Genomic DNA, 25,473 nt, shown 5'->3' on the forward strand with positions numbered 1-25,473 from the left:
GTATTATCATTTGTCGCAGTAGAGTCCATGCTGTGGGCAGTGATACAAGGCGCGGAGGATGTATGACCGGTGACTTTCTTGGTATTGCCATCACCCCGGATGTGATGGACGTCCAGCATGAAATGGGCAGCGACGGGCTGTGGCAATCGCCGCGCAGCCACCGTCAGGCGAACTGCTTTACCGCCAGCGAGGAAGCGATGATTACCAGCAGGGACAGCTTTTATCTGGCGACGGTTTCGCAAACCGGCTGGCCCTATATCCAGCATCGTGGCGGGCCGCCCGGCTTTCTGCATCTGCTGGATGAGACCACCCTGGCAATGGCTGATTTTAGCGGTAACCGGCAGTACATCAGCACCGGCAACCTGCGGGGAAGCGCCAGGGCGTGCCTGTTTTTGATGGATTACCCGCGCCGTGCCAGGCTGAAAATCTACGCCACCGTTGAGGTGCTGGCAGCGGATGGGGATCCCGCGCTGCTGGCCCGGGTGACGCCGGAAAATTACCGCGGCAGCGTTGAGCGTATTTTTCGCTTTCATCTGCAGGCGTTCGACTGGAACTGTCCGCAGCACATTACGCCGCGCTACAGCGCGCAGCAGGTGGCGGAATATAGCCAGACGCTGCAGCAGCATATTCACGACCTTGAGCAGGAGAATCAGCGCCTGCAGCAGTTAACCCGCACAGGAGAAGATCATGACTGAACAACGCCCGCCGCTGCCGCCGTTTACCCGCGAAAGCGCGGCGCAAAAGGTACGTGCCGCCGAAGACGGCTGGAACAGCCGCGATGCGCAGAAGGTGGCGCTGGCCTATACCCCCGATAGCGAATGGCGCAACCGCAGCTAGTTTGTGCAGGGGCGGGCGGAGATCGTCGGCTTCCTGCAGCGCAAATGGCGCAAAGAGCAGGAGTACCGGCTGATTAAGGAGCTATGGGCGTGGAGCGATAACCGCATTGCGGTGCGCTTTGCCTACGAGTGGCGTGACGATAGCGGCAACTGGTTCCGCTCGTACGGCAATGAAAACTGGGAGTTCGATGAGCACGGCCTGATGCACACGCGCTACGCCGGCATCAACGATCTGCCGATCGCCGAAAGCGAACGCCTGTTCCACTGGCCCCAGGGCCGTCGCCCTGATGACCATCCGGGGCTCAGTGCTCTGGGGCTGTAAAGCAGGCGCTAACTTGCGGGTTAATCGGCTTTCGGGAAATCGACAACCGTATCGTTAACCCGGTTCACCATGTTGGTGAACAGAATGGCGCTGACCGCGCTGATAATCTCGATAGTCTGCTGGTCGCTGAATCCGGCGCTGCGCAGGGCGCTGACGTCGGCTTCCGGCAGGGTGCCGGTGGTGCTCACCAGGGTCTGAACGAATTTTGCCAGCGCATCGAGGTGCGCATCCTGCGGATACTCGCCGCGGCGCAGGGCGTGGATCTGCTCGCTGCTGTAGCCGGCTCTTTTGGCCATCATGGTGTGCGCCGCCAGACAGTAATCACAGCCGGTGGCTTCGCTCACCGCCAGGTTGATAGCTTCCAGCTCTTTTGCATTCAGGCTGCCCTTACTCAGCATGGCGTTATGCGCCAGCGCCTGCTGCAGCGCCGCCGGAGAGTGGCCGCCGATGGTCAGAAAGGCATTCGGCACCTTACCCATCGCTTTTTTAATCCCGCCAAAAATTTCTGCGGCTTTACCTGTGGCATCTTGTTCACGAATTTCAGCTAAACGGCTCATGGTTAACTCCTGTGTATTTGAGGGTATGTCGTGGCAGTGGGGACATCTTAGGCGCCGGCGGCGTGCTAGACTCGCGCTCTGCGTCTCACCTTTTTGTCTTATCGTCTCAGGAGAGGTATGGATAGTCTCAGCCATCTGCTGGCGCTGCTGGCCCCGCGCTGCGAAGTCAATCTGCACTGCCGTTTTGGCGGCCGCTGGCAGGCCGGCCATGACCAGATGCCCGGCGGCGTGGTGCCGTGGCATTTTGTCCTGCGCGGCGAAGGGCGGGTGACCGTTGGTCAGCAAACCCGACATATGCGGGCGGGAGACGTCATTTTGCTGCCGCACGGCTCGCCGCACCTGATGGAAAGCCTGCTCGAATGGGGGCAGGTTTTGCCGGTTGCTCACCGCTTTAACGGCACGCTGACCGAGATGCGAACCGGCAGCGACAGCGACGCGCTGGAGATGCTGTGCGGCGAGTTTTACTTTGGCCCGCACGTCAACTGGCTGTTTGCCGAAGAGGCCGAGCTTGTGCATCTGCATACCGACGAGCGCCGGGAGTGCCCGGAGCTGGAGATCCTGCTCAACGTGCTGGTGCGGGAAAGCCTCGCCGATCGCCCCGGCAGCGGGGCCATCGTTCGCAGCCTTGGCGATACGCTATTGGTGCTGCTGCTGCGGACGCTGCTCGGCACGGAGCAGCCGCCGGGCGGTCTGCTGCGGCTGATGAGCGACGAGCGTCTGATGCCGGCGGTATTCGCGGTACTGGCGGCGCCGGAGCAGCCGTGGACGCTGGAAACCATGGCCGCGCGGGCGTTCCTGTCGCGGGCGACCTTTGCCCGCCATTTCGCCCGCGTCTATCATCTCACTCCTCAGGCGTGGCTTACCCAGCTGCGCATGGCGATGGCCGCTCGCCTGCTGCGCCTGGAGCGGCAGGCCAATCTGGATGTTATCGCCGACCGCTGCGGCTTTCAGTCGCTGGCCTCCTTCTCGAAGGCTTTCAGGAAGCTCTACACGATGACGCCCGGCGAGTGGCGACGCCGGTAGGGCAAGGTGATGTTGCGCCCGGCAAGACGCCGGTTCAGGCGAAAATAGTCGTCCGGTTTTCGGTTGTCGTCTCCAGGGCCGAAGCGCCAGAATCCTGCGCATAACAACAAAACCGGAGGACATATGGATTTCGCACAACAACATCATCAGGCCACGCCAGTGCTGCTGGCTAACGTCTGGGACGTCCCCAGCGCCAGAGCCGCGGCTGCCGTGGGCTATTCGGCGGTAGGTACTTCCAGCGCCGCTATTGCCGACGCCTATGGCTATAACGATGGTGAAGAGCTCGCGTTTGCTGAGCTGCTATTGCTCGTCACGCGTATCCGCGCGCGGGTTACGCTACCGCTGAGCGTGGATATGGAATCCGGATATGGCGCCAGCGTCGCCGAGGTTGTCGATAATCTGCGCGCGCTGGCGCAAGCCGGCGTGGCAGGCGTTAATCTCGAGGACAGCGTGGTGACCGACGGCGAACGGCGTCTGGTGGATGCTGAAACCTATGCCCGCCGCCTGCGGGCGGTTAAAACGGGGCTGGAGCAGGCGGGTGTCGCGTTGTTTCTTAATATTCGCACCGATCCGTTTTTGCTTAACCGACCGCAGGCGCTGGCGGAGACGGTTGCCCGAGGTCAGCTGTATGCGCGAAATGGGGCGGACGGTCTGTTTGTTCCTTGCGTTACCGAGGCGACGGATATCGCGGCGATAGCGGCGGCGGTTGCGCTGCCGCTGAACGTCATGGCGATGCCCGCGCTGCCCGATATTGACCAGCTGACTCGTCTCGGAGTGAAGCGGATTTCTATGGGCAACGCGCTGCATAGCGCCCTGCAGGAGCATCTGCACTCTCTGCTGCAAAACGTGCGACAGCAGCAATCGTTTAAAGAGATATTCAGCAATGCAGGTGACTGATAAAGGGTTATGCGATACCTGGTATGAGGCGCTGGTGGCCCGCTCATCCCAGTACGCCGGACTGTTTTACGTTGGCGTGAAAACCACCGGCGTGTTCTGCATCGCCACCTGCCGCGCCCGCAAGCCAAAGCGGGAAAATGTGGAGTTCTATAGCAATTTTAAAGCCGCGCTCAGCGCCGGCTTTCGCCCGTGTAAAATTTGCCGGCCGACGGAAAACGCCAGCTCCGCGCCGCCGATGGTGGAGCAGGTGATGCAGCAGCTGCGCGCCGCGCCCAAGGTGCGGATCACCGACGACCAGCTGCGCCAGCAGCACATCAGCCCGGAACGCATGCGCCGCTGGTTTAGCCAGAACTACGGCATGACGTTTCAGGCCTTCCAGCGGATGCTGCGGGTCAATACCGCCCTGCAGGAGCTAAAGTGCGGGCGCAGCGCGACCGACGTGGCGTTTGATAGCGGCTACGACTCGCTCAGCGGCTTCGGCTATACCTGCAAAAAGCTCACCGGCCGGGCGCCGAGCAAAGCGGGGCGGGTAATCCTGATCCAGCGCTTTACCACCCCCATCGGGCCGATGTTTGTCTGCGCCACCGAGCGCGGGGTTTGCCTGCTGGAGTTTGTCGACCGGCGGATGCTGGAGAGCGAATTTCGCGACCTTCAGCGCCTGCTGGCGGCCAATATTATTGCCGGGGAAAACGCCCATACGCGCCAGGCGGTGGCGGAGGTCGGGGAGTATTTTGCCGGTCAGCGGCAGCGCTTTTCCCTGAGTCTTGAGACGCCGGGCAGCGATTTTCAGCAGGCGGTCTGGCAGCAGCTGCGGGCGGTCCCCTACGGCACGACCGAGCATTATCAGGGGCTTGCCGAGCTGATGGGCAACGCCGGGGCGGTGCGCGCGGTGGCCAACGCCAACGGCGCCAACCGGCTGGCGCTCGTTATTCCCTGCCACCGGATTATCGGCAAAGATGGCTCACTCACCGGCTACGGCGGCGGCCTGGCGCGCAAAGAGTGGCTGCTGGCCCATGAGGCGAAATTCAGCAGATGATTTTATTTCCTGTTGCCGCTTTTGATGTTTAAAAGCTGACCATAAAGCCGTTATAGTTTCGCACGAAAATAATAATGACTTTCTAATGGACTAACAGGGTGAAAACAATGAAATTGCGTTTACGGACAGCCGCCGTAGTGGTGCTGGCGGGCCTGCTGCTGGCGGGTTGCGACCGGCAAGACGGCGATGCAAAACACATTAAAGTTGGCGTTATTAACGGCGCCGAACAGGATGTGGCGGAAGTGGCGAAGAAGGTGGCGAAAGAGAAGTATGGCCTCGACGTTGAGCTGGTTGGCTTTAGCGGCTCGCTGCTGCCGAACGAATCGACTAACGCCGGGGATCTGGACGCCAACGTCTTCCAGCACCGGCCGTTCCTCGAACAGGATAATAAAGCCCACGGCTATCACCTGGTGGCGGTCGGCAACACCTTCGTGTTCCCGATGGCGGGCTACTCGCGCAAGATTAAATCGGTCGCGGACCTGAAAGACGGGGCGACCATCGCCATTCCTAACGATCCGACCAACCTCGGCCGCGCGCTGCTTCTGCTGCAGCAGCAAAAGCTGATTACCCTCAAGGCCGGTACCGGGCTGCTGCCGACGGCAATTGATATCACCGCCAACCCGCACAGCCTGAAAATCATGGAGCTCGAAGGCGCGCAGCTGCCGCGGGTGATCGACGATCCCAAGGTTGATGTGGCGATTATCAGCACCACCTACCTCCAGCAAACCGGGCTCTCTCCGGTGCGCAACGGTATTTTTATCGAGGATAAAAACTCGCCCTACGTGAACATCATCGTCACCCGCGAAGACAATAAAGATGCGCAGAACGTGAAGGAGTTTATGCAGTCCTACCAGTCGCCGGAAGTGGCGAAGGCGGCGGAAACGATCTTCAACGGCGGCGCGGTGCCGGGCTGGTAATCACTCACGCAGGGAGAGGTGTATATGATTCGGCAACGTCAGGCGGATATGCTGCTGGTCGCCGCCACGCTCATCGCCGCGTGCGGGTGGATATTTTCGCGTGAAGCCATCGCCGGGATGCCGGTTTTTGCCTTCCTCGGCCTGCGCTTCTTTTTTGCCGCGCTGCTGCTGCTGCCTTTCTGCCGCGGTTTTCGCGTCGAGAAACGGCAGTGGCCGCAGATACTCATCAGCGGCCTGTGGTTTGCGCTCAACCTGTGCCTGTGGATTTATGCGGTATCGACCACGCCGTCGCTGGGCGAGGGGGCGTTTATCATGAGCCTGTCGATGCTTTTCGTACCGCTGACCGCATGGGTGATGATGAAAACGCGCCCGGCGCGCGCTTACTGGGAGTGCCTGCCGCTGGCGATCGTCGGCCTTGCCCTGCTGAGCCTGCATATGCCGATTGCCTTCCACCCCAGCCAGGGCTGGTTTCTACTCACCGCGCTGGTGCAGTCAATCTGGTTCTGCTACACCAGCCGCTGCGCCCGTGAGGTGCCGCTGATCCCGCTGACCGCCGTGCAGCTGGGGATCACCGGTCTGGTGGGGCTGGCGATCTCGGCGGCGTTTGAAAGCTGGGATCGGCCGTTTACCCTGCCGACGTTCGGCTGGCTGCTCGCCAGTATCGTTATCGCTACCAGCCTGCGCTTCGGCCTGCAGATGAAGGGGCAGAAGTACGCGGCGGTTGCCAGCGCGGCGATTATTATGGTGCTCGAACCGCTGTTGACGGTGATTGCCGCCGCCCTGTGGTATCACGAGCAGCTGCCGCTGCAGAAGATTGTCGGCGGCGTGCTGATCCTTATCGCCCAGCTGTGGTTTCGCTGGCGTATGCTTAAGCCGCTACGCTAAACCGCGGCGCTGCTGCGCCATCAGGTGCAGCAGCGGCACCAGCGATAGCCCGTCCGGCATCTCGCCGCGGGCGATCAGCTCCCCGATCTCTTCGAAGGTAAACCAGCCGGTTTCCATCACCTCATCCTGGTCGGCGTCCATTCCAACGTACTCCAGATCGCGGGCAAGCCAGGTGATGAACAGCTGGTCGCTGCTGCCGTAGGAGGGGTTGTAGCGGATAATCTCTTCGGCGTTTTTGGCCTGCCAGCCGGTCTCTTCGCGCAGCTCGCGCAGGGCGGCCGCCCGCGGCTCTTCGCCTTCATCGATGCCGCCTGACGGGATGGCCCACACCACCTGGTCAATCAGATAGCGGTAGTGGCGGATCAGCAGCACTTTATTATGCTGCATTGCCACAATGCCTACCGCCGGGTGCGGGTAGTGGATGGAGTAAAAGTCGCGGCGTTCGCTGGCGGTGACGTCGATAGCCACCTTGCGCATACTGAACCACGGGGTATGGGCAATCACTTCGGCGTCGTGCATATCGTCGGCGGTCAGTCTCTTTTTCATCGGGGCCACTTGTGCGGAAAATTGAGCGTTCAGCACACCATAGCCGGTGGCGGCTGACAAGCGCGGAAAGTTGGCCCAATCTCATCGATCATTGCCCAAATGCCCATATTGCACCAGGCTTGTGGGACGTACGATGTTCGCCTGATTACCCCGAAGAGGCATACGCATCATGAACATCACCCACATCCGTAACGCGACACAGATTATTGAATATGCAGGTAAAAAATTCCTGATCGATCCGATGCTGGCGGATAAGGCCACCTGGCCTGGATTTGCCGGTACCGCCCGTAGCGAGCTGCGTAACCCGCTGGTGGCGCTCCCCTTACCCCTCTCTGCCATTATTGACGTTGACGCCGTGATTGTGACCCATACCCATGAGGATCACTGGGACGAGGCGGCGATCGCCGCGATCCCCAAGGCGCTGCCGGTTTTTGTCCAGCATGATGCCGATGCCCGGCTGCTGCGCGGTCAGGGATTTAGCGATATTCGCCTGCTGTCTGAGAGCAGCGAATTTGAAGGTGTGACCCTGCAGAAAACCACCTCCGGGCAGCACGGGAGCGATCGCACCTACGCCGTGCCGGCGATGGCGGAGCGTCTGGGTGAAGCCTGCGGCGTGGTGCTGCGCCATCCGCAGGAGAAAACGCTGTGGCTGGTGGGGGACACTATCTGGCGCGATGAAATCGAAGCCGACATGATCCGCCTGCGCCCCGACGTGGTGGTGCTTAACGCCGGATATGCCCACGTCATCGGCTTTGGGCCGATCATCATGGGCAAAGAAGACGTGCTGAAAACGCACTTTACTCTGCCGGAAGCGCAGATCGTGGTGGGCCATATGGAGGCGGTGAACCACTGCCTGCTGAGCCGCCGGGAGCTGAGCGAGTACGTGGCTGACAACCAGATTGCCGGGGTGGTCAGCATCCCGCAGGATGGGGAAAGCATGGTATTTTAACTTCCTGACGGGGAGGGGAGGCAGCGATGAAGTTAACCGACGTGGCGATTGTCGCGGTAGAAGGGTTTAGCCCGTTTCACTACTCCGTTCCCTGCATGCTGTTTGGTGATAGCGTGTCAGAAACCAAGCGTTTTAACCTGCGCCTGTGCGCTGAGCGGCCGGGGCTGCTGGCCGCCCGCGACGGCTTTGCGCTTCACGCCCGGGATGATTTTACCGCCCTTGAGCGGGCGGATATTGTGGTGGTGCCCTACTGGGGCGCGGTGAACCAGCGTCCGCCGCAGGCTCTGCTTGATAGCCTGGTGCGGGCGCGCGATAACGGCGCTGAAATTGTCGGTCTTTGCCTGGGGGCGTTCGTGCTGGGCTACGCCGGGCTGCTGGACGGCAGGCGAGCGGCGACCCACTGGGAGTTTGAGCAGGATTTTCAGCGCCTGTTCCCGCAGGTGCAGCTGGATATCAACGCGCTGTACGTCGATGACCGGCGGATAATCACCTCGGCGGGCACCGCGGCGGCGCTCGACTGCTGCCTGTATATTATTCGTCAGCGCTTTGGCAGCCTGGCGGCTAACCAGATTGCCCGCCGGATGATCGTTCCGCCCCATCGCGAAGGCGGCCAGGCGCAGTTTATCGCCCAGCCGGTGCCGAAAAGCACCCGCGATGCGCGCATTAACTGCCTGCTTGAGTATCTCCAGCAGCATATTCACGAAGCGCACAATCTCGATTCGCTGGCGCAGGTGGTGGCGATGAGTCGCCGCACCCTGACCCGTCATTTTGCAAAGGCCACCGGGATGAGCATTGCCGACTGGCTCACCGCCGAGCGGCTGCGGCGCAGCCAGATCCTGCTCGAAGCGGGCGAGATGCCCGTTGAGCAGGTGGCGGAAATGGTCGGATTTCGCTCCGCCGTCACCTGGCGCCAGCAGTTCAAGTCCCGCTTTGGCGTCAGCCCGGCGGAGTGGCGGCGGACCTTTCGCCGAGGGGCCTAGCCGGCGAGGGTCGCGATGTCGATCACGAAGCGATATTTGACGTCGCCCTTGACCATCCTTTCCCACGCTTCGTTGATCCGATCCCCGCGGATCAGCTCAATATCGGCGACGATACCGTGTTCGGCGCAGAAATCGAGCATCTCCTGGGTTTCCGGGATCCCGCCAATCATCGACCCGGCAATCGACCGGCGGCGAAATATCAGGTTAAACACCTCCGGCGACGGATGCGGGGTCGCCGGCGCGCCCACCAGGGTCAGGGTACCGTCGCGTTTAAGCAGCGTGGTGAAGGCATCGAGGTTGTGTGGCGCCGCCACGGTGTTAAGAATAAAGTCGAAGCTTTTGACGTGCGCGGCCATCTCCGCCTCGTTGCGCGATACGACTACTTCGTCCGCCCCCAGCTCTTTGGCCGCGTCGCGCTTGGATTCCGAGGTGGTAAAGGCCACCACGTGAGCGCCCATGGCGTGGGCCAACTTGATCCCCATGTGCCCTAGCCCGCCGATGCCGACGATGCCTACTTTTTTACCCGGCCCGACGTTCCAGTGGCGCAGCGGCGAGTACGTGGTGATACCGGCGCACAGCAGCGGCGCTACGGCGGCCAGCTGCTCCTGCGGGTGGCGCACGCGCAGCACGTAACGCTCGTGAACCACGATTTGCTGAGAGTAGCCGCCCAGCGTATGGCCGGGCGCATCCGGAGTGGGGCCGTTATAGGTAAGCACCATGTGGTCGCAGTAGTTTTCCAGCCCTTCCTCGCACTCTTCGCACTGCTGACAGCTGTCGACCATACAGCCGACGCCCACCAGGTCGCCCACCGCGTGGCCGGAGACGTGGTCGCCGACGGCGGTGACCCGGCCGACGATTTCATGCCCCGGCACACAGGGATAGACTGTCCCGGCCCATTCGGAGCGGGCCTGGTGCAGGTCGGAGTGACAGACGCCGCAGTAGTCGATGGCGATCTGCACATCGTGCGGCCCCGGCTCGCGACGGGAGATGGCCATCGCGGCCAGCGGCTGGCTGGCGGAATTGGTACCAATAGCGTTGATCTGCATAGCGAAACCTCTTCTGAATAAACGTGCTGAATGGGGCGGAGGGAGGTGCGTGTTTTTTGCGCGGCAACGCTAAGCGTAGCCTGGTCAGCGCCGGGCGGGAGGGGATTAGCTCAAAGGGTTAAAAAGGGGGAGGATAATCCCCCGGCTGGCGGGGGAGTCAGGGGTCACATCAGGGTTCAACGGCCGTTAGATAATCCAGGCGCAGCGGCTCGGCCAGCAGGCCGTCCATCTGCGCGATAAACTCCTGAAAATGCGGCAGGGCGATGTGCTCCTCCAGCGCCGTCTGGCCGCGCCATGACTCGCGCATATAGAAGGTATCCGGCGTATCGCGCAGCTGGAACAGGGCATAATCGACGTTGCCCGGCTCCTGGCGGGTAGGCAGCAGCAGCGCCTGCAGAGCGTGGCGCAGCGCCGCGGTTTTTCCCGGCTTCGCTTTCAGTACCGCAATGATAGAAATCACTTTCGCCGTCATCTTAAAACCCTTCCAGCACGATTTTGCCCACCGCGCGGCCGGTTTCGAGCTGCGCATGGGCTTTCTGCAGATTCTCCGCGGTGATCGCGCCGAAGTGTTCGCCGAGCGTGGTTTTAATCGTTTTATCATCAATCAGCGCGGCGACGCGGGTCAGCAACTGATGCTGGGCAACGATATCCGACGTTTCAAACATCGAGCGGGTAAACATAAACTCCCAGTGCAGCGAGATGCTTTTGGCCTTCAGCGGCCGGGCGTCGAGGGTTTGCGGATCGTCGATCAGCGCCAGCTTGCCCTGCGGTGCGAGGGCGGCAATCAGCTGCAGATAGTGCTGTTCGGTATTGTTCAGGCTGGCGACATGGGTCACTTCCTTCACCCCGATACGGGCCAGCTCTTCGCTCAGCGGCTTACTGTGGTCAATCACGTGATGCGCGCCGGCATCCAGCACCCATTTCTGGCTTTCCGGGCGCGATGCCGTCCCGATCACCGTCATCCCGGTCAGCCTGCGAGCCAGCTGGGTAAGGATGGAGCCAACGCCGCCCGCCGCACCAACGATCAGCAATGTGTCGCCGGCGTTGCCGCCTTCCTGGACGCCCAGGCGGTCAAATAATAATTCCCAGGCGGTAATAGCGGTGAGCGGCAGGGCGGCTGCGGAAGCGTTATCCAGCGAGCGCGGCTTGAGGGCGACAATTCGTTCGTCCACCAGCTGAAACTCCGCGTTGCTTCCCGGGCGGCCCAGCGCGCCGGCGTACCAGACTTCATCGCCCGGTGCGAACAGGGTGACCGCATCGCCAACGGCTTTGACCGTGCCAACCGCATCCCAGCCCAGCACGCGCGGCGTATCGGCAGAGAATCCGGCGCGCACCTTGGTGTCCACCGGGTTAACGGAAATGGCCTTGACCTCAACCAGCAGGTCATGGCCCTCAGCGGTGGGAACCGGCAGCTCGATGGCGCTTAAAAAGGGGATATTGCGGCCTTCTGCCGCGGCGCGGGTAATGGCGATTGCTTTCATATACTCTCCGGTTTTCAAATGGGTTCATCGGTTGAATGCGTCGAGGATAGACCGGCCACGGCCGGGGAAAAACGGCCCGGCGGCGATAAGAGTTATATTCAAAAAGAGAAAATCAGCTCACACCACAAGGCTTGAACGGTATGGGCCCCGCTGTTTCATATTTGAGAATAATTTTGCGTCAACTTCAAAAATATTAATTCCTCTGGCGATGAATAATAATATTGCGTTATAGCTCAAAGTTTACGCCTTGACTCGCGCTACGCTGCGTGCGACTTTCTTTATATCAAATAATAAACAGAGTTTCATATTTGAGACAAAAATATCATCATCGCAATATTTAGCTGAATGTTTCACTGCTGAGACAAATTAATTAAAACGACGCTATTTAGCGGCGGTGGTCGTCTATTGCTTATTAAAATATAAAGTGAGGCATATGCTATGCGTAAAATAACGATCGCGCTGCTGCTGGGCGCGTGCGCCGGGGGCCTGGCGCATGCGGAGGGTGGAAAGCCGTTTCCGCATATTGGCTGGCGCAGCGCCGATAATCTCGCCGGGGTGGATTTCGGCGGCGCCCTGCGGGCAAACTACCGCTATGAAGACTGGCACGGCAGTAATTATCGCAACCCGCCGCATCTGCGTTTTGATACCTTTCGTATCGACAGCAGCGGGTTTTATAATAACTATTTCTTCGACGCCGGATTCTGGTTTCAGGATCATCATAAATATGCCGTCGACCGGGCCTATGTGGGCTATCGTTTAAACGATAATAACAATATTACGCTCGGTATTCCGGGTAAACCCTTTGGCCTTGAACCCTATCCGCAATTCGGCTGGTCCTACGGCATTCCCTTTTACTTAGGCTTTGGCGTTAACGCCGGCAGCGGGGTGAACTATCAATATCACGATAATAACTGGTCGCTGGATGTGGCTTATTTCCCGTGGATGGAGCCGGAAAACCTGCGCTATGCGCCGGAGGTGGGCGATTACAGCCGCCTGAAGAACACCTTCTATCCCAGCCAGCACCAGCAGCGTAACGAGAAGCGCGATCAGGTGAACGTTCGCATCGCCCGGGAGTTTCGCGGCGGAGGCTGGAGTAACGAGCTGGGCGGCTCGCTGGCGCTGGCGCGTCTGCACAATCGCGAAACGGACGATGACGGCACCTTCTGGGCGGCGGGCCTGCACGGAATGGTGCACAACGGACCGTGGCAGCTCACGTCGCAGGTGATTCGCTATCAGTACGATCCTAAGAACCCGGCGGGCGTCAGCGACGATACGATCCTGATGGGCGGCAACGGCCTGACGCCGGCCTATCTCATCCCGGCAAAGGCTACCACCGCGTCGCTAAACCTCGCCCGCGACGTTGATGTGAAGTGGGGATCGGTGTCAAAGCTGCGTTTTTATAACGACTACAGCGTGCTGTGGAAGGACAAAAACGGCTGGCAGGATTCGCAGATGAATACCGTTGGGGTGCAGATATTTGCCCTGCCGGTGATGCTGTGGGTCGACCTCAGCTGGGCGAAGAACGCCAACCCCTGGGGCGGCGCGCTGAACGCCACGGGTTGGACCAGTACCGAATCCGAGGGCAGCGGCAAATGGTATTTCCGCACTAACGTCAATATTGGCTACTACTTCTGATGAGAGGCGGGGCAGGGAGGCTCCTGCTGTTTTTACAGGCCAGGGCAGGCTCTGGTTTTCCTCGCGCAACATCCGGAGCCATTTGCCAAACGGTCATGCATGGCGCTGAAAGCTAAAGGTTAAATTCTACGCCTGGATGGGAGAAAGCGAAAAGGTCGAAAATATGCTGAATGCAGAATCGATTTTAATGACGGATTGAAAGAGTGATTACCCGCGCCTGGCACAGAATTCACCATCAAAATGGTGTAGAAGGGAGCAACTGGCGGAAGATCACAGGAGTTGAACCTGCCCGGGACCGCTGGCGGCCCCAACTGGATTTGAAGTCCAGCCACCTCACCGGAGATGACGATCTTCCGCGCCTCGATTGCTACATGGAGGCGGGGCGCATTATAGCTACTTTCAGGCATTTACCACATACCTAAACGCACTTTTTTACTGTTAAAACTGGACTTTACAGAACACTCCTGGTCAAATCCCTTCAAAATCCGTGGCTTACCCTTTTTTACATTCTCGCGCGTTAGCGCAATCTCCCCTTCGCCGGGGTTCTCGCGTCGATTATCCCCTCTTAAAAGCCCGGAAAGAGGCGGTGAACGATGCCGCTATCGTTAAGAAAAGCCTGAAGCGCCGCTCCGATGGGCTGACGACGGCGCCGTTTTCTGCTGACCGCGCCCGATGCCGCAGCGGTAAAGGGTTTTTTTATTCCATTTATTCTAAAAAAGTAATATCTGTTTCATTGCGGTGACTCACACCACAGACAGTTTTGCCGTTCGGTGATAGCGTACTCTGCCGCTGAGAGGAGCCCGGAATGGATTTAGAAAACATCTTTCGTGACGTTAAGCTGAGCAAAACGGAAATGACCGTCCTGCGCTTTATTCAGCACGATCCTGAACGCTGCGTGCGGGAGGGGATCCGCGCCGTCGCCGAGCGCTGTTACAGCAATCCGTCTTCACTGGTGCGCCTGGCAAAAAAGCTCAAGTTCAGCGGCTGGCTGGAGCTGGTCTATTTTATTAAATTCAATATCACCATGCCTAAGCTCGATGTTACCAATGACATCGACTATATGAGCATTCTGCCGGCGGAGCGGGTCACCCCGCTGCTGGAAAGCCTGCAGCAGCACCGCATCCTGGTCCACGGCAGCGGCTTCTCGCAGCTGATTGCGCAATATATTTATAATAAGTTTCTGGTGACCGGCGTTAACGCCAGCCTCGCGCTGTGGCCTGATTATGAAATTCTCGAACAGAAAAACGCCGCTAAATTTGACTCGATCTGGATAATTTCTAAATCCGGGCGCAGCAGTTCGGCGCTAAATTGGGTGAAGGCGCTGGAGGGGAAAGCGATTAACCTGGTCTGCTTTACCGGTGACTATCAAAGCCCGCTGGCCCAGGCGGCGGATACCGCATTTATTATCCACGACCCGCAGAAGTTTGATGACGATATTTACTGGAGCAACCCGTTTTTCGGCTACTGCATATTAGGTTTTGAGCGCTTTCTGAAGATGTGGTTTATGCAGATGGGGATCCCCGGAGGCGGCGCTTAACGCGCCTGTCCGGGCTACAAGGTCACAACATCGCGCTGAGCCGGTAGCCCGGTCAGCGCAGCGCCACCGGGAGGGGGCGTTATTGCCAGTCGGCAAACAGCTTATCGTCGAGGTAGGCGTTAGCCAGCTTCTGCGCCAGCGACCAGGAGCCGACCAGCGGATGGGCCATCAGCGCCCGTATCACCAGCGACTTATCCCGCTGTAGGATCGCCGCCACCGCCAGACGCTCATACTCTTTGACGCTGGCGATCATGTTCTTCTGCGCCGTCGGCACGTGCGCCGGGGTGACCGGCTTCAGGCCGTCTTTGCTCAGATCGCAGCTAATCTCAATCACGTCATCCGGGCGCAGGAAGTCGAGGGTATCGTTGTTGGATATCGACACCACGATACGCTTGGTGGTGGTGCTGTTGACCGCCTCCAGAATATCGAGCGCCACGCCCGCATAGCCGCCGGTATCCGGCTCTTCGATAAACTGCTGCAGGGTGAGCGGCTCGCGGGTATGGAACTTCTCCTGCTGCGACTCATTCTGCATATAGCTGTTTTCCCGGCGCAGGTAGTGCTTCATCCAGATATTGAACGCCGCCTCCGGGTTGGCCTGTACATCAACGGTATTCAGCTCATCGCGCATATCGCGGTTGATGCGGGCGATCTGCTCCCCGCGGGTTTCCGGCGCTTCCTGAATCGCTTTTAACGCCACCTCGCGGTAGTAATAATAGTAGAGATATTCGTTCAGCAGCTGCTTGTCGCACAGTTCTACCAGCTCGGGCGAGAAATACTGCATCGCCGTTTTACGATAGAGGTCCGGGCTGGCGATCAGGCGTTCGGTCACGTCCTCTCCGCGCACCGTGAAGTGGGTAAACCACGAGAAATGGTTCAGGCCGTAGCACTCGACGCCAAGGTCACGCTCGTCGCAGCCGAGGATCTCCGGTAGCTCGCGAATCAGCTCCGACGGCGCATCGCAGATACCGTACACCCGGCGCTTAAAGCCCGACTTAATAATCGCCTCGGTCACCAGCCCCGACGGGTTGGTGAAGTTAAACAGGATTGCGTCTTCGGCGGCGTGCTCTTCGATGAGCCGGCAGTAGTCCAGAATCGCCGGTATTGAGCGCATCGCCATGGCAAAGCCGCCAGCACCGGTGGTCTCCTGGCCTAACGTATTATGCTCAAGCGCAATGCGCTCGTCGCGAATACGACTCTCATCGCCGCCAACCCGCAGGGTGGTAATGACGTAGTTGGTCCGGGTCAGCGCCGCAACCGGATCGCGGGTAACGCTAAACTCAATATCCGGGCGGATAGCCTGAAAGACGTAGCGGGCGATCTCGCCAAAGATGGCCAGATTATCAGCGGAGCTGTCGAGAAATACCACTTCCGTTAAACCAATGCGGTGCGCGTTATAAGCCAGTGATTTTGCCAGGAACGCGGAGCGAACGCCGCCCCCGCCTAATACGGTTAATTTCATAAATAACTCCTGATTAATTTTCTGCGAGCCAGCTATCAACCCGGGAACGAACCTGTCCCACCTTGACGCCATAAATAACCTGTACTTCATTTCTGTTGCGCACCACGCCGTTGGCGCCGGTGCTTTTCAATATATCATCGTCAACCAGTTGCATATTTTTAATAGCGACCCGCAGGCGGGTGAAGCAGTTATCAACGGAAATAATATTATCCTTACCGCCTAAGCCATTAATAATTTCATCGGTGACCGCCGACTTATCGCTCATCTTTTTGCGATAATCCGCTTTGCTATATAGCTTCACATTTTCATCGTCTTCGCGGCCCGGCGTTTTCAAATTCAGTTTTACCACCAGGGTGCGGAAAATAACGTAGTAGACGGCAAACTGACCGATACCGATAAGCACATAGCCTGGCCAGCGCGTGAGCGAAACCGGCAGCGGCAGGTTATAAATCAGGAATTCGATCAGCCCGGATGCGCCCCACGGACGAACGGTGAAGATGTCGCAAATGGCCTGGGATGCGGCGGTTAACGTGGCGTGGATCACCCACAGCAGCGGCGAAACAAACAGGAAGGTGAACTCAATGGGCTCGGTAATCCCGGTCAGCATCGAGGTGATAATGGCGGGCAGCAGAATCGCTTTGGCCAGCATTTTCTTCTCAGGCTTCGCGGTGTGGTAAAACGCCAGCGAGGCGCCGGCCAGGCCGAAAATCGTGGTCATTCCCTGCTGGGAGAAGCGCAGGGCTTCGTTCATCACAGGGGTGAGGTCCGGATGGCGCATATAGGCGAGGAAAATCGCCTGGGTGCCGGAAACGACCTGACCGTCAACGTTCAGCGTGCCGCCGATCTGCGTCAGCTGGAACGGCGACCACACGAAATGATGCAGGCCGGTGGGGATAAGGAATTTTTCAAAGAAGCCGTAGACGAAGACGCCCGCGACGCCGGCGTTTTTCATAAACCCGGTTAACGCCGCGATGCCGTGGGTCATAAACGGCCAGATCCAGGTGAAGGCGATCGCATAGAAGATGATAACGGGCGTCATTGCCACCAGGGTCAGCTTCGCGCCGCCGTACATCGACAGCGCGCCGGGCAGCTCAATAGCGGAGACTTTATTATGTACCCAGGCGATGGTGCAGCCGAGAATAATGCCGAGGAATACCCCCATATCGACCACCACGAACCCTAAGATCTGCGTCTGGCCGGTACCGTAATATTCGCCGTTAATTTTTTCGGCAATCCCGTGAGTATGCTCCAGCCACGAGTGGTTGGCCCCCAGAAACATGATAAAACACATGACCGAAACCAGCGCCACTTCCGTTTTTTTATCTTTTGCCAGACCGTAGCTAATACCAACGCAAAACAGTAATCCGAGATTGCCGAATAATGGCCAGAAGGTATCGCCGAGCAGTTGTCCAAGCTGGTGTAAAAAACTGGTTTCAGCAATTAATGTTGGATTAGTTAAGACAGAACTGAGTGCCAGAATTAAACCGATGACCGGCAAGAACAATACTGCACCGATCATCGCTCTGGAGAATTTTTGCATATTCTCCAGAGCATGTTGACGTATTGCGGACATAGTTGTTCCTTTTATTTTTGTAGGTACAGGGACTTTAATTATTTTTTTGACTTCCAGTGTTTTGGTTATAGCAATTCTGCTATTTGAAAGGAACAGGTTGCGGGAAATAGGTACAAACAGCCGCAAAATGGCAACAGGTTTCGGGGGCGGGAAATATCGGGAGACCTTCTCCCCGCAGGGAGAAGGCTGGAGGATGAGGAAATTAAGGCGCGACTGGTGCGGGCTGGGCGCCGCTCACCTCACCGCTGCGCATCACCTGCGCAACCTGCTGTTTATCCATATTGGTCGCGCTGAGCTGGCCGTTCACCGTCGGCCTCAGCGGCGCGTCGGCCAGCACGCTGCCGCTGGCGGTTAGCTGAAAGTTACCGTCACCGGTAACCGGCAGCGCGGGCCAGCCCCACGCCTGCAGGACGCTTAGCGGTACGCCGCGTCCGTTCAGGCTGAGGTTAACCTGGCGCTGGGGAAGCTGCGACACCGCGGCGGTGGCCTGCAGAATACCGCGCTCGGTAAAGGCGCTAAGCTCGTTGATATTGACCGTTGAGGCGTTGGCGCTGAGCTTGAGCGACGGGCGCCGGACGTCAACGCGGTTAAAGGTGGCGGCAGCGGCATTCAGCGTCGCGCTGCCGTTCCATACGCCCCAGCGCCGATCCTTCACCAGCTGCAGCTCGCCGCCGTAACCGTCGAGGGCGGTGACCTGCCACGGGAACTGCGGGTCGATATCGATAATCAGATTGCGGCTGGCGCCGAATTTCTTCAGCGTCAGGCTCTGCAACCACGTTGGCAGCGGCTCCATCCACAGCTGTTTCCAGTTTTCCGGTAGGGTATATTCCAGCCCGGCAAAGGCGGCGTCATCCAGCACCAGCGCCTTCCCGTCGCGCAGCCAGCGGCCGGAGGTGCGTACCATCCCGCCTTCCCAGCGGGAGGTAAACTGACGCAGGGCGATACCCTGCGGTGAGAACTCGGCATTAAGGATAGGATCGAGGAAGTGCAGCGAGCCGTTAATGAATTCGCTGGCGTTCATCGACAGGGTTCCGTCCTCGCTCTGCCAGTCGCCGTGGCTCAGGGTCAGGTTGCGCAGGCTGAGGTTCAGGCCGGTGACCGCCCAGTCGGTGCCCTGCAGGCTGGCATCGGTCACATCGAGGCGGCCAATCTGCAGCGAAGGGACGGTGGTCAGCGGGGTGAAGAAGTCAGCCAGCGCCTTATCGCTCTGCAGGCGGGTTTCATTCAACTGCAGGTTATCAACCAGCCAGCTGCCGTCGGCGCTGCGTTTGGCGTTGCCGGTGAGCGTTCCGCGGGCGACATCGGCCCCGAGGGTGGAGAGCGTGACTTCGCCATGATCAATACTTCCCTGAATCAGGACGTTGCTGGCCTCAACCCCGTTAAGAGTCAGCGAGCCCGCGCTCATCTGAATCTGCGTTTTTTTCCCCAGCACGTTGCCCGCTTCCGGTGCCCACGGGCTGACGCCGCCGGTTACCCGCTGAGCGCTCAGGTCCCAGCCGGTCTCCGGGCTGTTAAACGCCATATTGTGCAGCTGTAGGCGGTCGGCGGCAAAAGGCAGAGAGGCGGAAGAGGGGGAGAGGTTTAACGTCCCGTCGCTGAGCACAATCTCATCGGCATGCAGCGGATCGCTGAACTGGCGGGTGCTGAAGCCGATATCCACCGTTTTGGCCACCAGCGTCGGCGGCTTGCCGTCGCGACCGAACGTCACGTTTTGCAGCTGCAGATGGAGAGGCGAAGAGAAGTCGTGATCCATCGCATCGAAGGAGACCTGCCAGCCGGTGCCGTCGCTCAGCCAGGCGCTGGCCTGACGCGAGCCCCAGTGAGTCTGTAGCAGGAACCAGGCGGCTACGATCGCGACCAGCAGAGCGGTCAGCAGCCAGATAATCAACTTTCCAGGCAATTTCATGGTCTTACATCCTGAGCGAGGCACATAAGGCTGTTATGCCCGAATTATGCGCAATCCTCAAGGCAGGAATTGTGTAATCAGATGATGCGAAGGCGCTAAGGAGGTCAGACTTCAGGCTGCCCCGGCCGCCGTGCGCGGCCGGGGAGCAAGGTGGGATCAGTTTTTCTCTGGCGGGAAGACCAGGTTCAGCACAATCGCCGTAATACCGCCGGCGGCGATACCGGAGGAGAGCAGGTTCTTCAGCCAGTCCGGGGCGAACTGCAGGATCAGCGGCTGCTGGGAGACGCCGAGACCGACCGCCAGCGACAGGGCGATAATCAGGATCGCCCGGCGGTTCAGCGGCTCGCGGGAGACGATCCTCACGCCGGATGCGGCGATGGTGCCGAACATCACCAGCGTCGCGCCGCCGAGCACCGGCTCAGGGATATGCTGCACAAAGCCGCTCACCGCCGGGAACAGCCCGAGCACGATAAGCATCAGCGCCACCACAAAACCGACGTAGCGGCTGGCCACGCCGGTGAGCTGGATCACGCCGTTATTCTGACCGAAGCAGGAGTTCGGGAAGGTATTAAATACCGCCGAGACGAACGAGTTCAGGCCGTTGGCTAAAACCCCACCCTTGAGACGCTTCATATACAGCGGACCGGAAACCGGCTGCTCGGAGACGTCAGAAGTGGCGGTGATATCGCCGATCGTCTCCAGGGAGGTGATCATAAACACCAGCATCAGCGGCAGCAGCAGGTTCCAGTCGATCCCCAGGCCGTAATAGAGCGGGGTGGGCACCATAATCAGGCTGCTGTCGGTTGGCGCGGTGTTGGCAGGGAGCATATCGAGCAGCCATGCCGCCAGGTAGCCGGCCGCCATCGCGATAACCAGCGAAGCGATGCGCAGGTACGGGTTGCGCTGTCGATTAAGAATAATGATTAGCCCCAGCACGATACCCGCCAGCAGCAGGTTTTTTGGCGCGCCGAAGGTGTGGTCGGCCATCGCCGAATAGCCGCCGCCGATGGAGGTCAGGCCAACCTGAATCAGCGACAGGCCGATAATCATTACCACCACGCCGGAGACCAGCGGGGTAATGACGCGTCGCGCAAGGTGCAGTACGCGGGAGAGCACCATTTCCGTGCAGCTGGCCAGCATCAGGGTGCCGAACAGCGCGGCCATCATCGTCGGCACGTCGGCACCGCCGGTTTTTAGCGCGGTACCGCCCATAATCAGCGGGGCGACGAAGTTAAAGCTGGTGCCTTGAATAGAGAGCAGTCCGGAGCCTACCGGTCCCCAGGCCTTAATCTGAATAATGGATGCCACACCGGAAGCGAACAGCGACATGCTGATAACGTGCTGCGTATCCTGAGCGGGAAGACCCAGAGCCTGACAAATTAATAGCGCCGGCGTGATCACCGCAACAAACATCGCCAGCAGGTGCTGGAAGGCGGCGAACAGCGTTTGTGGAAGCGGGGGGCGGTCTTCGAGGCGGTAGATTAATTCGCTGGTTTGTTTATGCGCAACCGGTTGCGCATTTTCGGGCTCGGCGGTATTCACGGACATCACAAGCAATCCCAAGGTGGCAAAGCGGGAATTTTATCGGACTGTAGTGCAAAAGCAAACGTTTGCCAGCGTTTGATGCAAAATATTTCTGCCCAAAACGGGTGCTAAAATGTTATTAACATTTTGTATGCTAAATCGCATCACAAGCACTACAAAATATGTTTTCCTGTTTTTTTATGCGTACTTCTGCTTAAAATCTGTCTCCGATTACTCATGATGAGAAGCCATCGACACCGGGAATATCGTTGCGTGTGAATGAATCATGCGCCTTTAAGGAGCTCTTTTTATGTTTCATCTCGATACCTTATCGACGCTCGTTGCCGCCACGCTGGTGCTGCTGCTGGGCAGAAAGCTCGTCCACACCGTCCCCTTCCTGAAAAAATATACTATCCCTGAGCCCGTTGCCGGCGGCCTGCTGGTGGCGCTTGCGCTGCTGGTGCTGAAAAAAAGCATGGGCTGGGAAATTGATTTCGATATGAGCCTGAAAGACCCGCTGATGCTGGCCTTTTTTGCGACCATTGGCCTGAATGCCAACCTCGCCAGCCTGCGGACGGGCGGTAAAGTTGTGGGGACGTTCCTGATCGTGGTGGTGGGGCTGCTGCTGCTGCAAAATGCCCTCGGCATCGGGATGGCCAGGCTGCTGGGCCTCGACCCGCTGATGGGCCTACTGGCCGGCTCAATCACGCTCTCCGGCGGCCATGGGACCGGCGCGGCGTGGAGCAAGCTGTTTGTCGAACGCTACGGCTTTGCCAACGCCACCGAAGTGGCGATGGCGTGCGCAACCTTCGGCCTGGTGCTCGGTGGGCTAATTGGCGGCCCGGTGGCGCGCTACCTGGTCAAACACTCCTCGTCCCCGGAGGGCTCTCCGGACGATCAGATGACGCCTACCGCTTTTGAAAAGCCGGACGTCGGACGGGTGATCACCTCGCTGGTGCTGATTGAAAGTATTGCCCTGATCGCAATCTGTCTCACGGTCGGGAGGGTGGTTGCGCAACTGCTGGCGGGAAGCGTGTTTGAGCTGCCAACCTTCGTGTGCGTCCTGTTTATCGGCGTGATCCTCAGCAACGGTCTGGCGCTGCTGGGCTTTTATCGCGTGTTTGAGCGCGCGGTATCGGTGCTGGGCAACGTTAGCCTGTCGCTGTTCCTTGCGATGGCGCTGATGAGCCTGAAGCTGTGGGAGCTGGCATCGCTGGCGCTGCCGATGCTGGCTATTCTGGTGGTACAGGCGGTGGCGATGGCGCTGTATTCGGTTTTCGTGACCTATCGAATGATGGGGAAAAACTATGATGCCGCGGTGTTGGCTGCGGGGCACTGCGGATTTGGGCTCGGCGCGACGCCAACGGCGATTGCCAATATGCAGGCGATTACCGACCGCTTTGGGCCGTCGCATATGGCCTTCCTGGTGGTGCCGATGGTCGGAGCATTCTTTATTGATATTGTTAATGCGTTAGTCATTAAGCTGTATCTGCTGTTGCCGATCTTTGGCTAAATCCCCGTCGTCTTTCAGGCCACAGGTGCGTTGACTGCGTTTGCTTACCCCGGTCGCATAGTTATCTATGTTCCCGGGGATGCGCGCACTTGTCACCTTCCTGTGACCCGAAATCCATAGGGAGTTGCCAGGTAAAGATCCGTGCCAGCCTGTAGCCCGGTCAGCGTCGCGCCGCCGGGGAGTACGCTGGCGGGATTACTCTTCGTGCTCTTCCCACGCCAGGGCGCGTTTCACCGCTTTTTTCCAGCCGCTGTAGCGGAAGTTACGTTCGGTGGTTTCGATCCCCGGACGGAACTCGCGCTCGATAACCGCTTTCTCCTGCAGCTCGTCCAGGTTCTGCCAGAAGCCAACCGCCAGACCGGCCAGGTAAGCCGCCCCCAGCGCAGTCACTTCACGAACTTCCGGGCGTTCTACGCGAGTGCCGAGAATATCGGACTGGAACTGCATCAGGAAGTTGTTGGCGACCGCGCCGCCGTCGACGCGCAGCGCGTGCAGACGGATGCCGGAGTCGGCCTGCATCGCTTCCAGCACATCGCGGGTCTGATAGGCGATAGACTCCAGAGTGGCGCGGATGATGTGGTTGGCATTGACCCCGCGGGTCAGGCCAAAGATCGCGCCGCGAGCGTACGGGTCCCAGTACGGTGCGCCGAGGCCGGTAAACGCCGGGACCACGTACACGCCGTTGGTATCCTTCACCTTGGTGGCGAAATATTCAGAATCCAGCGCGTCGTTGATAAGCTTCATCTCGTCGCGCAGCCACTGAATAGAGGCGCCGGCCATAAATACCGCGCCCTCCAGGGCATAGTTAACTTCTCCGCGCGGGCCGCAGGCGATGGTGGTCAGCAGGCCGTGGGTGGAGGCCACCGCCTTCTCACCGGTATTCATCAGCATAAAGCAGCCGGTGCCGTAGGTATTTTTCGCCATCCCCTCTTTGACGCACAGCTGGCCGAACAGCGCCGCCTGCTGGTCGCCCGCGATACCCGCGATAGGAATACGCGTGCCGCCTTTACCGCCGATGTTAGTCTGGCCGTATATCTCGGAGGACTTACGCACTTCTGGCAGCATGGCGCGCGGAATATCCAGCGCGTCGAGCATTTTGTCGTCCCAGTCCAGCTCATGGATGTTGAACAGCATGGTCCGTGAGGCGTTGGTGTAGTCGGTCACGTGCACGCGGCCCTGGGTCATTTTCCACACCAGCCAGGTATCAACGGTCCCGAACAGCAGCTCGCCGCGCTTAGCGCGTTCGCGCGCACCCTCAACGTGATCGAGGATCCACTTCACTTTGGTGCCGGAGAAGTACGGGTCAACGACCAGGCCGGTGGCCTTACGGATGTACTCTTCCATACCGTCACGCTTGAGCTGCTCGCAGATCTCGGCGGTACGGCGGCACTGCCAGACAATAGCGTTATAAATCGGCTTGCCGGTTTCACGTTCCCAGACGATGGCGGTTTCACGCTGGTTGGTGATCCCGATACCGGCGATCTCGTCGGAGCTGATATCCGCTTTTGCCAGCACTTCAACCAGCGTCGAGCTTTGCGAGGCCCAAATCTCCATCGGGTCGTGTTCAACCCAGCCTGGCTTAGGATAAATTTGTTCAAATTCACGCTGAGAAACGCTGACGATATTGGCATTGTGATCCATCACTACGGCCCGGGAGCTGGTGGTGCCCTGGTCGAGCGCAACGATATATTTTTTGTCGGTCATAGTATGAGTCTCGTAGTCAGATTACAGCGAAGCTTTGTGTTGCGTCGTAGAGGCGGAGGTTGTCTCCTTCTCCTCGACTTCGCAGATGTCGCAAGGCAGGTGGCGGCCAATCAGCTTGCGATAGCCGAACGCGCCCAGAGCGGCACCGACCACCGGTGCGCACAGCGGCACCAGGAAATAGGGAATATCTTTGCCGCCGGTGAAGGCGACGTCGCCCCAGCCGGCAAGCCAGGCGAACGTTTTCGGCCCAAGATCGCGCGCCGGGTTCATCGCAAAGCCGGTCAGCGGGCCCATCGATGCGCCGATCACGGCGATTAACAGGCCAATCAGCAGCGGCGCCATCGGGCCGCGCGGGATGCCGTTGCCGTCGTCGGTCAGCGCCAGAATCACGCCCATCAGGATAGCGGTAATCACCATCTCTACCGCGAAGGCCTGCACGAAATTGATATGCGGGTTCGGATAAGTGGAGAAAATTCCTGCGAGGTCAAGACTTTCGACGCTACCGCGCACCATATTATGCGAGTGTTCGAAATCGAGGAAAAGATTGTAATAAAGCCCGTAAACTAATGCCGCAGCGCAAAAGGCGCCAGCGAATTGCGCAACGATAAAAGGTACAACTTTACGTCCGTCAAAGCAGGCGAACAGCCACAGCGCGATGGTAACCGCCGGGTTAAGGTGAGCACCGGACACGCCCGCGGTCAGGTAAATCGCCATCGCGACGCCCAGACCCCAGATGATGCTGATTTCCCATTGACCGAAGCTGGCTCCCGCGACCTTGAGCGCAGCGACGCACCCAACGCCGAAAAAGATCAACAACCCGGTACCGAGGAACTCTGCGATGCACTGGCCTTTTAGTGTTGATGTTTGGCTCATAATCGAATCCTGAAACAAAGTAGTGATAATTGTAAGTATGAAGGTCGTCGTCGACCACGCTGCCATGTAGGCATAGTGTTAATTTATCGTTAACGAACACAAACGAGAAATATCGAACTCTAAATGTGTGTTCCAGGTCAAAAAAATGAGCGTTTTCGCGCCATAAACGCGTGTTGTAGCACATTAAAGAGCGTTTACGGACGCGCAGCGTTAACCCAATGATTAACAATTTCCGCAGAAGTGCCGGGGATTAGCGCCGAATACGCCAGGTAAA

At 58.9% G+C, this 25,473-nt stretch carries 23 protein-coding genes, 1 tRNA gene and 1 pseudogene; 13 read left to right on the forward strand and 12 right to left on the reverse strand.

Going from position 1 to position 25,473, the window contains the following annotated elements; all coding sequences use genetic code 11:
• Positions 1–62: 62 nt before the first annotated feature.
• Both GVK32_RS00090 and GVK32_RS00095 read left to right on the forward strand, forming a co-directional pair.
• A complete protein-coding gene (locus tag GVK32_RS00090; protein WP_159863932.1) occupies positions 63–695 on the forward strand; it encodes a pyridoxamine 5'-phosphate oxidase family protein in 633 nt (210 codons plus the stop codon).
• Positions 688–1,158, forward strand: a pseudogene (locus GVK32_RS00095) (DUF1348 family protein). Before GVK32_RS00090 ends, GVK32_RS00095 begins: the two are co-directional and overlap by 8 nt.
• Before the next feature lie 20 nt (positions 1,159–1,178).
• On the opposite strand, the gene GVK32_RS00100 reads toward GVK32_RS00095, so the two are convergent.
• Entirely contained in the window at positions 1,179–1,715 is a 537-nt protein-coding gene (locus GVK32_RS00100; protein ID WP_159863935.1) for a carboxymuconolactone decarboxylase family protein, read from the reverse strand.
• A 117-nt stretch (positions 1,716–1,832) separates the two neighbouring features.
• Between GVK32_RS00100 and GVK32_RS00105 the strand changes: the two genes are divergently transcribed.
• From GVK32_RS00105 to GVK32_RS00125, 5 genes are all read left to right on the forward strand, one after another.
• Positions 1,833–2,738 carry an AraC family transcriptional regulator gene (locus GVK32_RS00105; protein ID WP_159863938.1) on the forward strand — a complete coding sequence of 302 codons (906 nt, stop codon included), beginning with the start codon at positions 1,833–1,835 and terminating at the stop codon, positions 2,736–2,738.
• Positions 2,739–2,861: 123 nt separating this feature from the next.
• A complete protein-coding gene (locus tag GVK32_RS00110; protein WP_159863941.1) occupies positions 2,862–3,635 on the forward strand; it encodes an isocitrate lyase/phosphoenolpyruvate mutase family protein in 774 nt (257 codons plus the stop codon).
• Positions 3,622–4,671, forward strand: coding sequence for a bifunctional transcriptional activator/DNA repair enzyme AdaA (locus GVK32_RS00115; protein WP_159863943.1), 1,050 nt, complete (start codon positions 3,622–3,624; stop codon positions 4,669–4,671). Before GVK32_RS00110 ends, GVK32_RS00115 begins: the two co-directional genes overlap by 14 nt.
• A 107-nt stretch (positions 4,672–4,778) precedes the next feature.
• A complete protein-coding gene (gene nlpA / locus GVK32_RS00120; protein ID WP_159863946.1) occupies positions 4,779–5,588 on the forward strand; it encodes a lipoprotein NlpA in 810 nt (269 codons plus the stop codon).
• A 24-nt stretch (positions 5,589–5,612) separates the two neighbouring features.
• Positions 5,613–6,473: a DMT family transporter gene (locus GVK32_RS00125; RefSeq protein WP_159863949.1), complete on the forward strand. Its 861-nt coding sequence runs from the start codon at positions 5,613–5,615 to the stop codon at positions 6,471–6,473.
• On the opposite strand, the gene GVK32_RS00130 is transcribed toward GVK32_RS00125, so the two are convergent.
• On the reverse strand, positions 6,465–7,019 hold the full coding sequence (locus GVK32_RS00130) for an NUDIX hydrolase (protein ID WP_159863952.1): 555 nt from the start codon (positions 7,017–7,019) through the stop codon (positions 6,465–6,467). The two genes, GVK32_RS00125 and GVK32_RS00130, sit on opposite strands and share 9 nt — an antisense overlap.
• 169 nt (positions 7,020–7,188) lie before the next feature.
• Here GVK32_RS00130 and GVK32_RS00135 point away from each other — a divergent pair, with 169 nt between their 5' ends.
• Both GVK32_RS00135 and GVK32_RS00140 read left to right on the forward strand, forming a co-directional pair.
• Positions 7,189–7,968 (forward strand): MBL fold metallo-hydrolase, encoded by a 780-nt coding sequence (locus GVK32_RS00135; protein ID WP_159863955.1) that lies wholly within the window; start codon positions 7,189–7,191, stop codon positions 7,966–7,968.
• A gap of 26 nt (positions 7,969–7,994) precedes the next feature.
• Entirely contained in the window at positions 7,995–8,948 is a 954-nt protein-coding gene (locus GVK32_RS00140) for a GlxA family transcriptional regulator (RefSeq protein WP_159863958.1), read from the forward strand.
• Here the strand turns inward: GVK32_RS00140 and GVK32_RS00145 are convergent.
• The 3 genes from GVK32_RS00145 to GVK32_RS00155 form a co-directional block, all read right to left on the reverse strand.
• Positions 8,945–9,994, reverse strand: a complete 1,050-nt coding sequence (locus GVK32_RS00145) for an NAD(P)-dependent alcohol dehydrogenase (protein ID WP_159863961.1) — start codon at positions 9,992–9,994, stop codon at positions 8,945–8,947. The two genes, GVK32_RS00140 and GVK32_RS00145, sit on opposite strands and share 4 nt — an antisense overlap.
• Positions 9,995–10,163: 169 nt before the next feature.
• On the reverse strand, positions 10,164–10,466 hold the full coding sequence (locus GVK32_RS00150) for a putative quinol monooxygenase (protein ID WP_159863964.1): 303 nt from the start codon (positions 10,464–10,466) through the stop codon (positions 10,164–10,166).
• 1 nt (position 10,467) lies between these two features.
• On the reverse strand, positions 10,468–11,475 hold the full coding sequence (locus tag GVK32_RS00155) for a zinc-binding alcohol dehydrogenase family protein (protein ID WP_159863967.1): 1,008 nt from the start codon (positions 11,473–11,475) through the stop codon (positions 10,468–10,470).
• 438 nt (positions 11,476–11,913) lie between these two features.
• Between GVK32_RS00155 and GVK32_RS00160 the strand changes: the two genes are divergently transcribed.
• Complete coding sequence (locus GVK32_RS00160; protein ID WP_159863970.1) at positions 11,914–13,110, forward strand: hypothetical protein; 1,197 nt, start codon at positions 11,914–11,916, stop codon at positions 13,108–13,110.
• A gap of 260 nt (positions 13,111–13,370) precedes the next feature.
• Here the strand turns inward: GVK32_RS00160 and GVK32_RS00165 are convergent.
• Positions 13,371–13,465: transfer RNA gene (locus tag GVK32_RS00165), tRNA-Sec, on the reverse strand.
• A 231-nt stretch (positions 13,466–13,696) separates the two neighbouring features.
• Between GVK32_RS00165 and GVK32_RS00170 the strand changes: the two genes are divergently transcribed.
• Positions 13,697–13,852 carry a hypothetical protein gene (locus tag GVK32_RS00170; RefSeq protein ID WP_159863973.1) on the forward strand — a complete coding sequence of 52 codons (156 nt, stop codon included), beginning with the start codon at positions 13,697–13,699 and terminating at the stop codon, positions 13,850–13,852.
• A gap of 63 nt (positions 13,853–13,915) precedes the next feature.
• On the forward strand, positions 13,916–14,647 hold the full coding sequence (locus tag GVK32_RS00175) for a MurR/RpiR family transcriptional regulator (RefSeq protein ID WP_159863976.1): 732 nt from the start codon (positions 13,916–13,918) through the stop codon (positions 14,645–14,647).
• A gap of 79 nt (positions 14,648–14,726) precedes the next feature.
• Here the strand turns inward: GVK32_RS00175 and GVK32_RS00180 are convergent, their stop codons facing one another.
• The 4 genes from GVK32_RS00180 to GVK32_RS00195 all read right to left on the reverse strand — a co-directional run bounded on the left by GVK32_RS00180 (position 14,727) and on the right by GVK32_RS00195 (position 21,133).
• A complete protein-coding gene (locus tag GVK32_RS00180) occupies positions 14,727–16,106 on the reverse strand; it encodes a glycoside hydrolase (RefSeq protein ID WP_159863979.1) in 1,380 nt (459 codons plus the stop codon).
• 13 nt (positions 16,107–16,119) lie between these two features.
• Positions 16,120–17,679 carry a PTS transporter subunit EIIC gene (locus GVK32_RS00185; protein WP_159863982.1) on the reverse strand — a complete coding sequence of 520 codons (1,560 nt, stop codon included), beginning with the start codon at positions 17,677–17,679 and terminating at the stop codon, positions 16,120–16,122.
• A gap of 202 nt (positions 17,680–17,881) precedes the next feature.
• Positions 17,882–19,585, reverse strand: a complete 1,704-nt coding sequence (locus GVK32_RS00190; RefSeq protein WP_159863984.1) for an AsmA family protein — start codon at positions 19,583–19,585, stop codon at positions 17,882–17,884.
• Between the two features lie 156 nt (positions 19,586–19,741).
• Complete coding sequence (locus tag GVK32_RS00195; protein WP_159863987.1) at positions 19,742–21,133, reverse strand: NCS2 family protein; 1,392 nt, start codon at positions 21,131–21,133, stop codon at positions 19,742–19,744.
• Positions 21,134–21,419: 286 nt separating this feature from the next.
• On the opposite strand from GVK32_RS00195, the gene gltS reads away from it, so the two are divergent.
• The gene (gene gltS, locus GVK32_RS00200; protein ID WP_159863990.1) at positions 21,420–22,622 is read left to right on the forward strand and encodes a sodium/glutamate symporter; all 1,203 of its coding nucleotides are present in this window, start codon (positions 21,420–21,422) and stop codon (positions 22,620–22,622) included.
• A 195-nt stretch (positions 22,623–22,817) separates the two neighbouring features.
• Here gltS and glpK read toward each other — a convergent pair whose 3' ends face one another.
• Both glpK and GVK32_RS00210 read right to left on the reverse strand, forming a co-directional pair.
• Positions 22,818–24,326, reverse strand: coding sequence for a glycerol kinase GlpK (gene glpK, locus GVK32_RS00205; RefSeq protein ID WP_041143251.1), 1,509 nt, complete (start codon positions 24,324–24,326; stop codon positions 22,818–22,820).
• A gap of 21 nt (positions 24,327–24,347) precedes the next feature.
• Complete coding sequence (locus tag GVK32_RS00210) at positions 24,348–25,199, reverse strand: MIP/aquaporin family protein (protein ID WP_159863993.1); 852 nt, start codon at positions 25,197–25,199, stop codon at positions 24,348–24,350.
• Positions 25,200–25,473: the final 274 nt, after the last annotated feature.

It is taken from the genome of Klebsiella sp. 18074 (assembly GCF_902705905.1).
Lineage (GTDB): Bacteria > Pseudomonadota > Gammaproteobacteria > Enterobacterales > Enterobacteriaceae > Klebsiella > Klebsiella terrigena.

Bases quoted from the DNA above. Each gene is read 5' to 3' on its own strand.
- GVK32_RS00130 (WP_159863952.1), bottom strand. From the start codon at position 7,019: ATGAAAAAGAGACTGACCGCCGACGATATGCACGACGCCGAAGTGATT.
- GVK32_RS00155 (WP_159863967.1), bottom strand. From the start codon at position 11,475: ATGAAAGCAATCGCCATTACCCGCGCCGCGGCAGAAGGCCGCAATATC.
- gltS (WP_159863990.1), top strand. From the start codon at position 21,420: ATGTTTCATCTCGATACCTTATCGACGCTCGTTGCCGCCACGCTGGTG.
- GVK32_RS00125 (WP_159863949.1), top strand. From the start codon at position 5,613: ATGATTCGGCAACGTCAGGCGGATATGCTGCTGGTCGCCGCCACGCTC.
- GVK32_RS00210 (WP_159863993.1), bottom strand. From the start codon at position 25,199: ATGAGCCAAACATCAACACTAAAAGGCCAGTGCATCGCAGAGTTCCTC.
- nlpA (WP_159863946.1), top strand. From the start codon at position 4,779: ATGAAATTGCGTTTACGGACAGCCGCCGTAGTGGTGCTGGCGGGCCTG.
- GVK32_RS00135 (WP_159863955.1), top strand. From the start codon at position 7,189: ATGAACATCACCCACATCCGTAACGCGACACAGATTATTGAATATGCA.
- GVK32_RS00185 (WP_159863982.1), bottom strand. From the start codon at position 17,679: ATGTCCGCAATACGTCAACATGCTCTGGAGAATATGCAAAAATTCTCC.
- GVK32_RS00175 (WP_159863976.1), top strand. From the start codon at position 13,916: ATGGATTTAGAAAACATCTTTCGTGACGTTAAGCTGAGCAAAACGGAA.
- GVK32_RS00140 (WP_159863958.1), top strand. From the start codon at position 7,995: ATGAAGTTAACCGACGTGGCGATTGTCGCGGTAGAAGGGTTTAGCCCG.
- GVK32_RS00090 (WP_159863932.1), top strand. From the start codon at position 63: ATGACCGGTGACTTTCTTGGTATTGCCATCACCCCGGATGTGATGGAC.
- GVK32_RS00190 (WP_159863984.1), bottom strand. From the start codon at position 19,585: ATGAAATTGCCTGGAAAGTTGATTATCTGGCTGCTGACCGCTCTGCTG.
- GVK32_RS00110 (WP_159863941.1), top strand. From the start codon at position 2,862: ATGGATTTCGCACAACAACATCATCAGGCCACGCCAGTGCTGCTGGCT.
- GVK32_RS00160 (WP_159863970.1), top strand. From the start codon at position 11,914: ATGCGTAAAATAACGATCGCGCTGCTGCTGGGCGCGTGCGCCGGGGGC.
- GVK32_RS00100 (WP_159863935.1), bottom strand. From the start codon at position 1,715: ATGAGCCGTTTAGCTGAAATTCGTGAACAAGATGCCACAGGTAAAGCC.
- GVK32_RS00195 (WP_159863987.1), bottom strand. From the start codon at position 21,133: ATGTCCGTGAATACCGCCGAGCCCGAAAATGCGCAACCGGTTGCGCAT.
- GVK32_RS00180 (WP_159863979.1), bottom strand. From the start codon at position 16,106: ATGAAATTAACCGTATTAGGCGGGGGCGGCGTTCGCTCCGCGTTCCTG.
- GVK32_RS00145 (WP_159863961.1), bottom strand. From the start codon at position 9,994: ATGCAGATCAACGCTATTGGTACCAATTCCGCCAGCCAGCCGCTGGCC.
- GVK32_RS00150 (WP_159863964.1), bottom strand. From the start codon at position 10,466: ATGACGGCGAAAGTGATTTCTATCATTGCGGTACTGAAAGCGAAGCCG.
- GVK32_RS00105 (WP_159863938.1), top strand. From the start codon at position 1,833: ATGGATAGTCTCAGCCATCTGCTGGCGCTGCTGGCCCCGCGCTGCGAA.
- glpK (WP_041143251.1), bottom strand. From the start codon at position 24,326: ATGACCGACAAAAAATATATCGTTGCGCTCGACCAGGGCACCACCAGC.
- GVK32_RS00115 (WP_159863943.1), top strand. From the start codon at position 3,622: ATGCAGGTGACTGATAAAGGGTTATGCGATACCTGGTATGAGGCGCTG.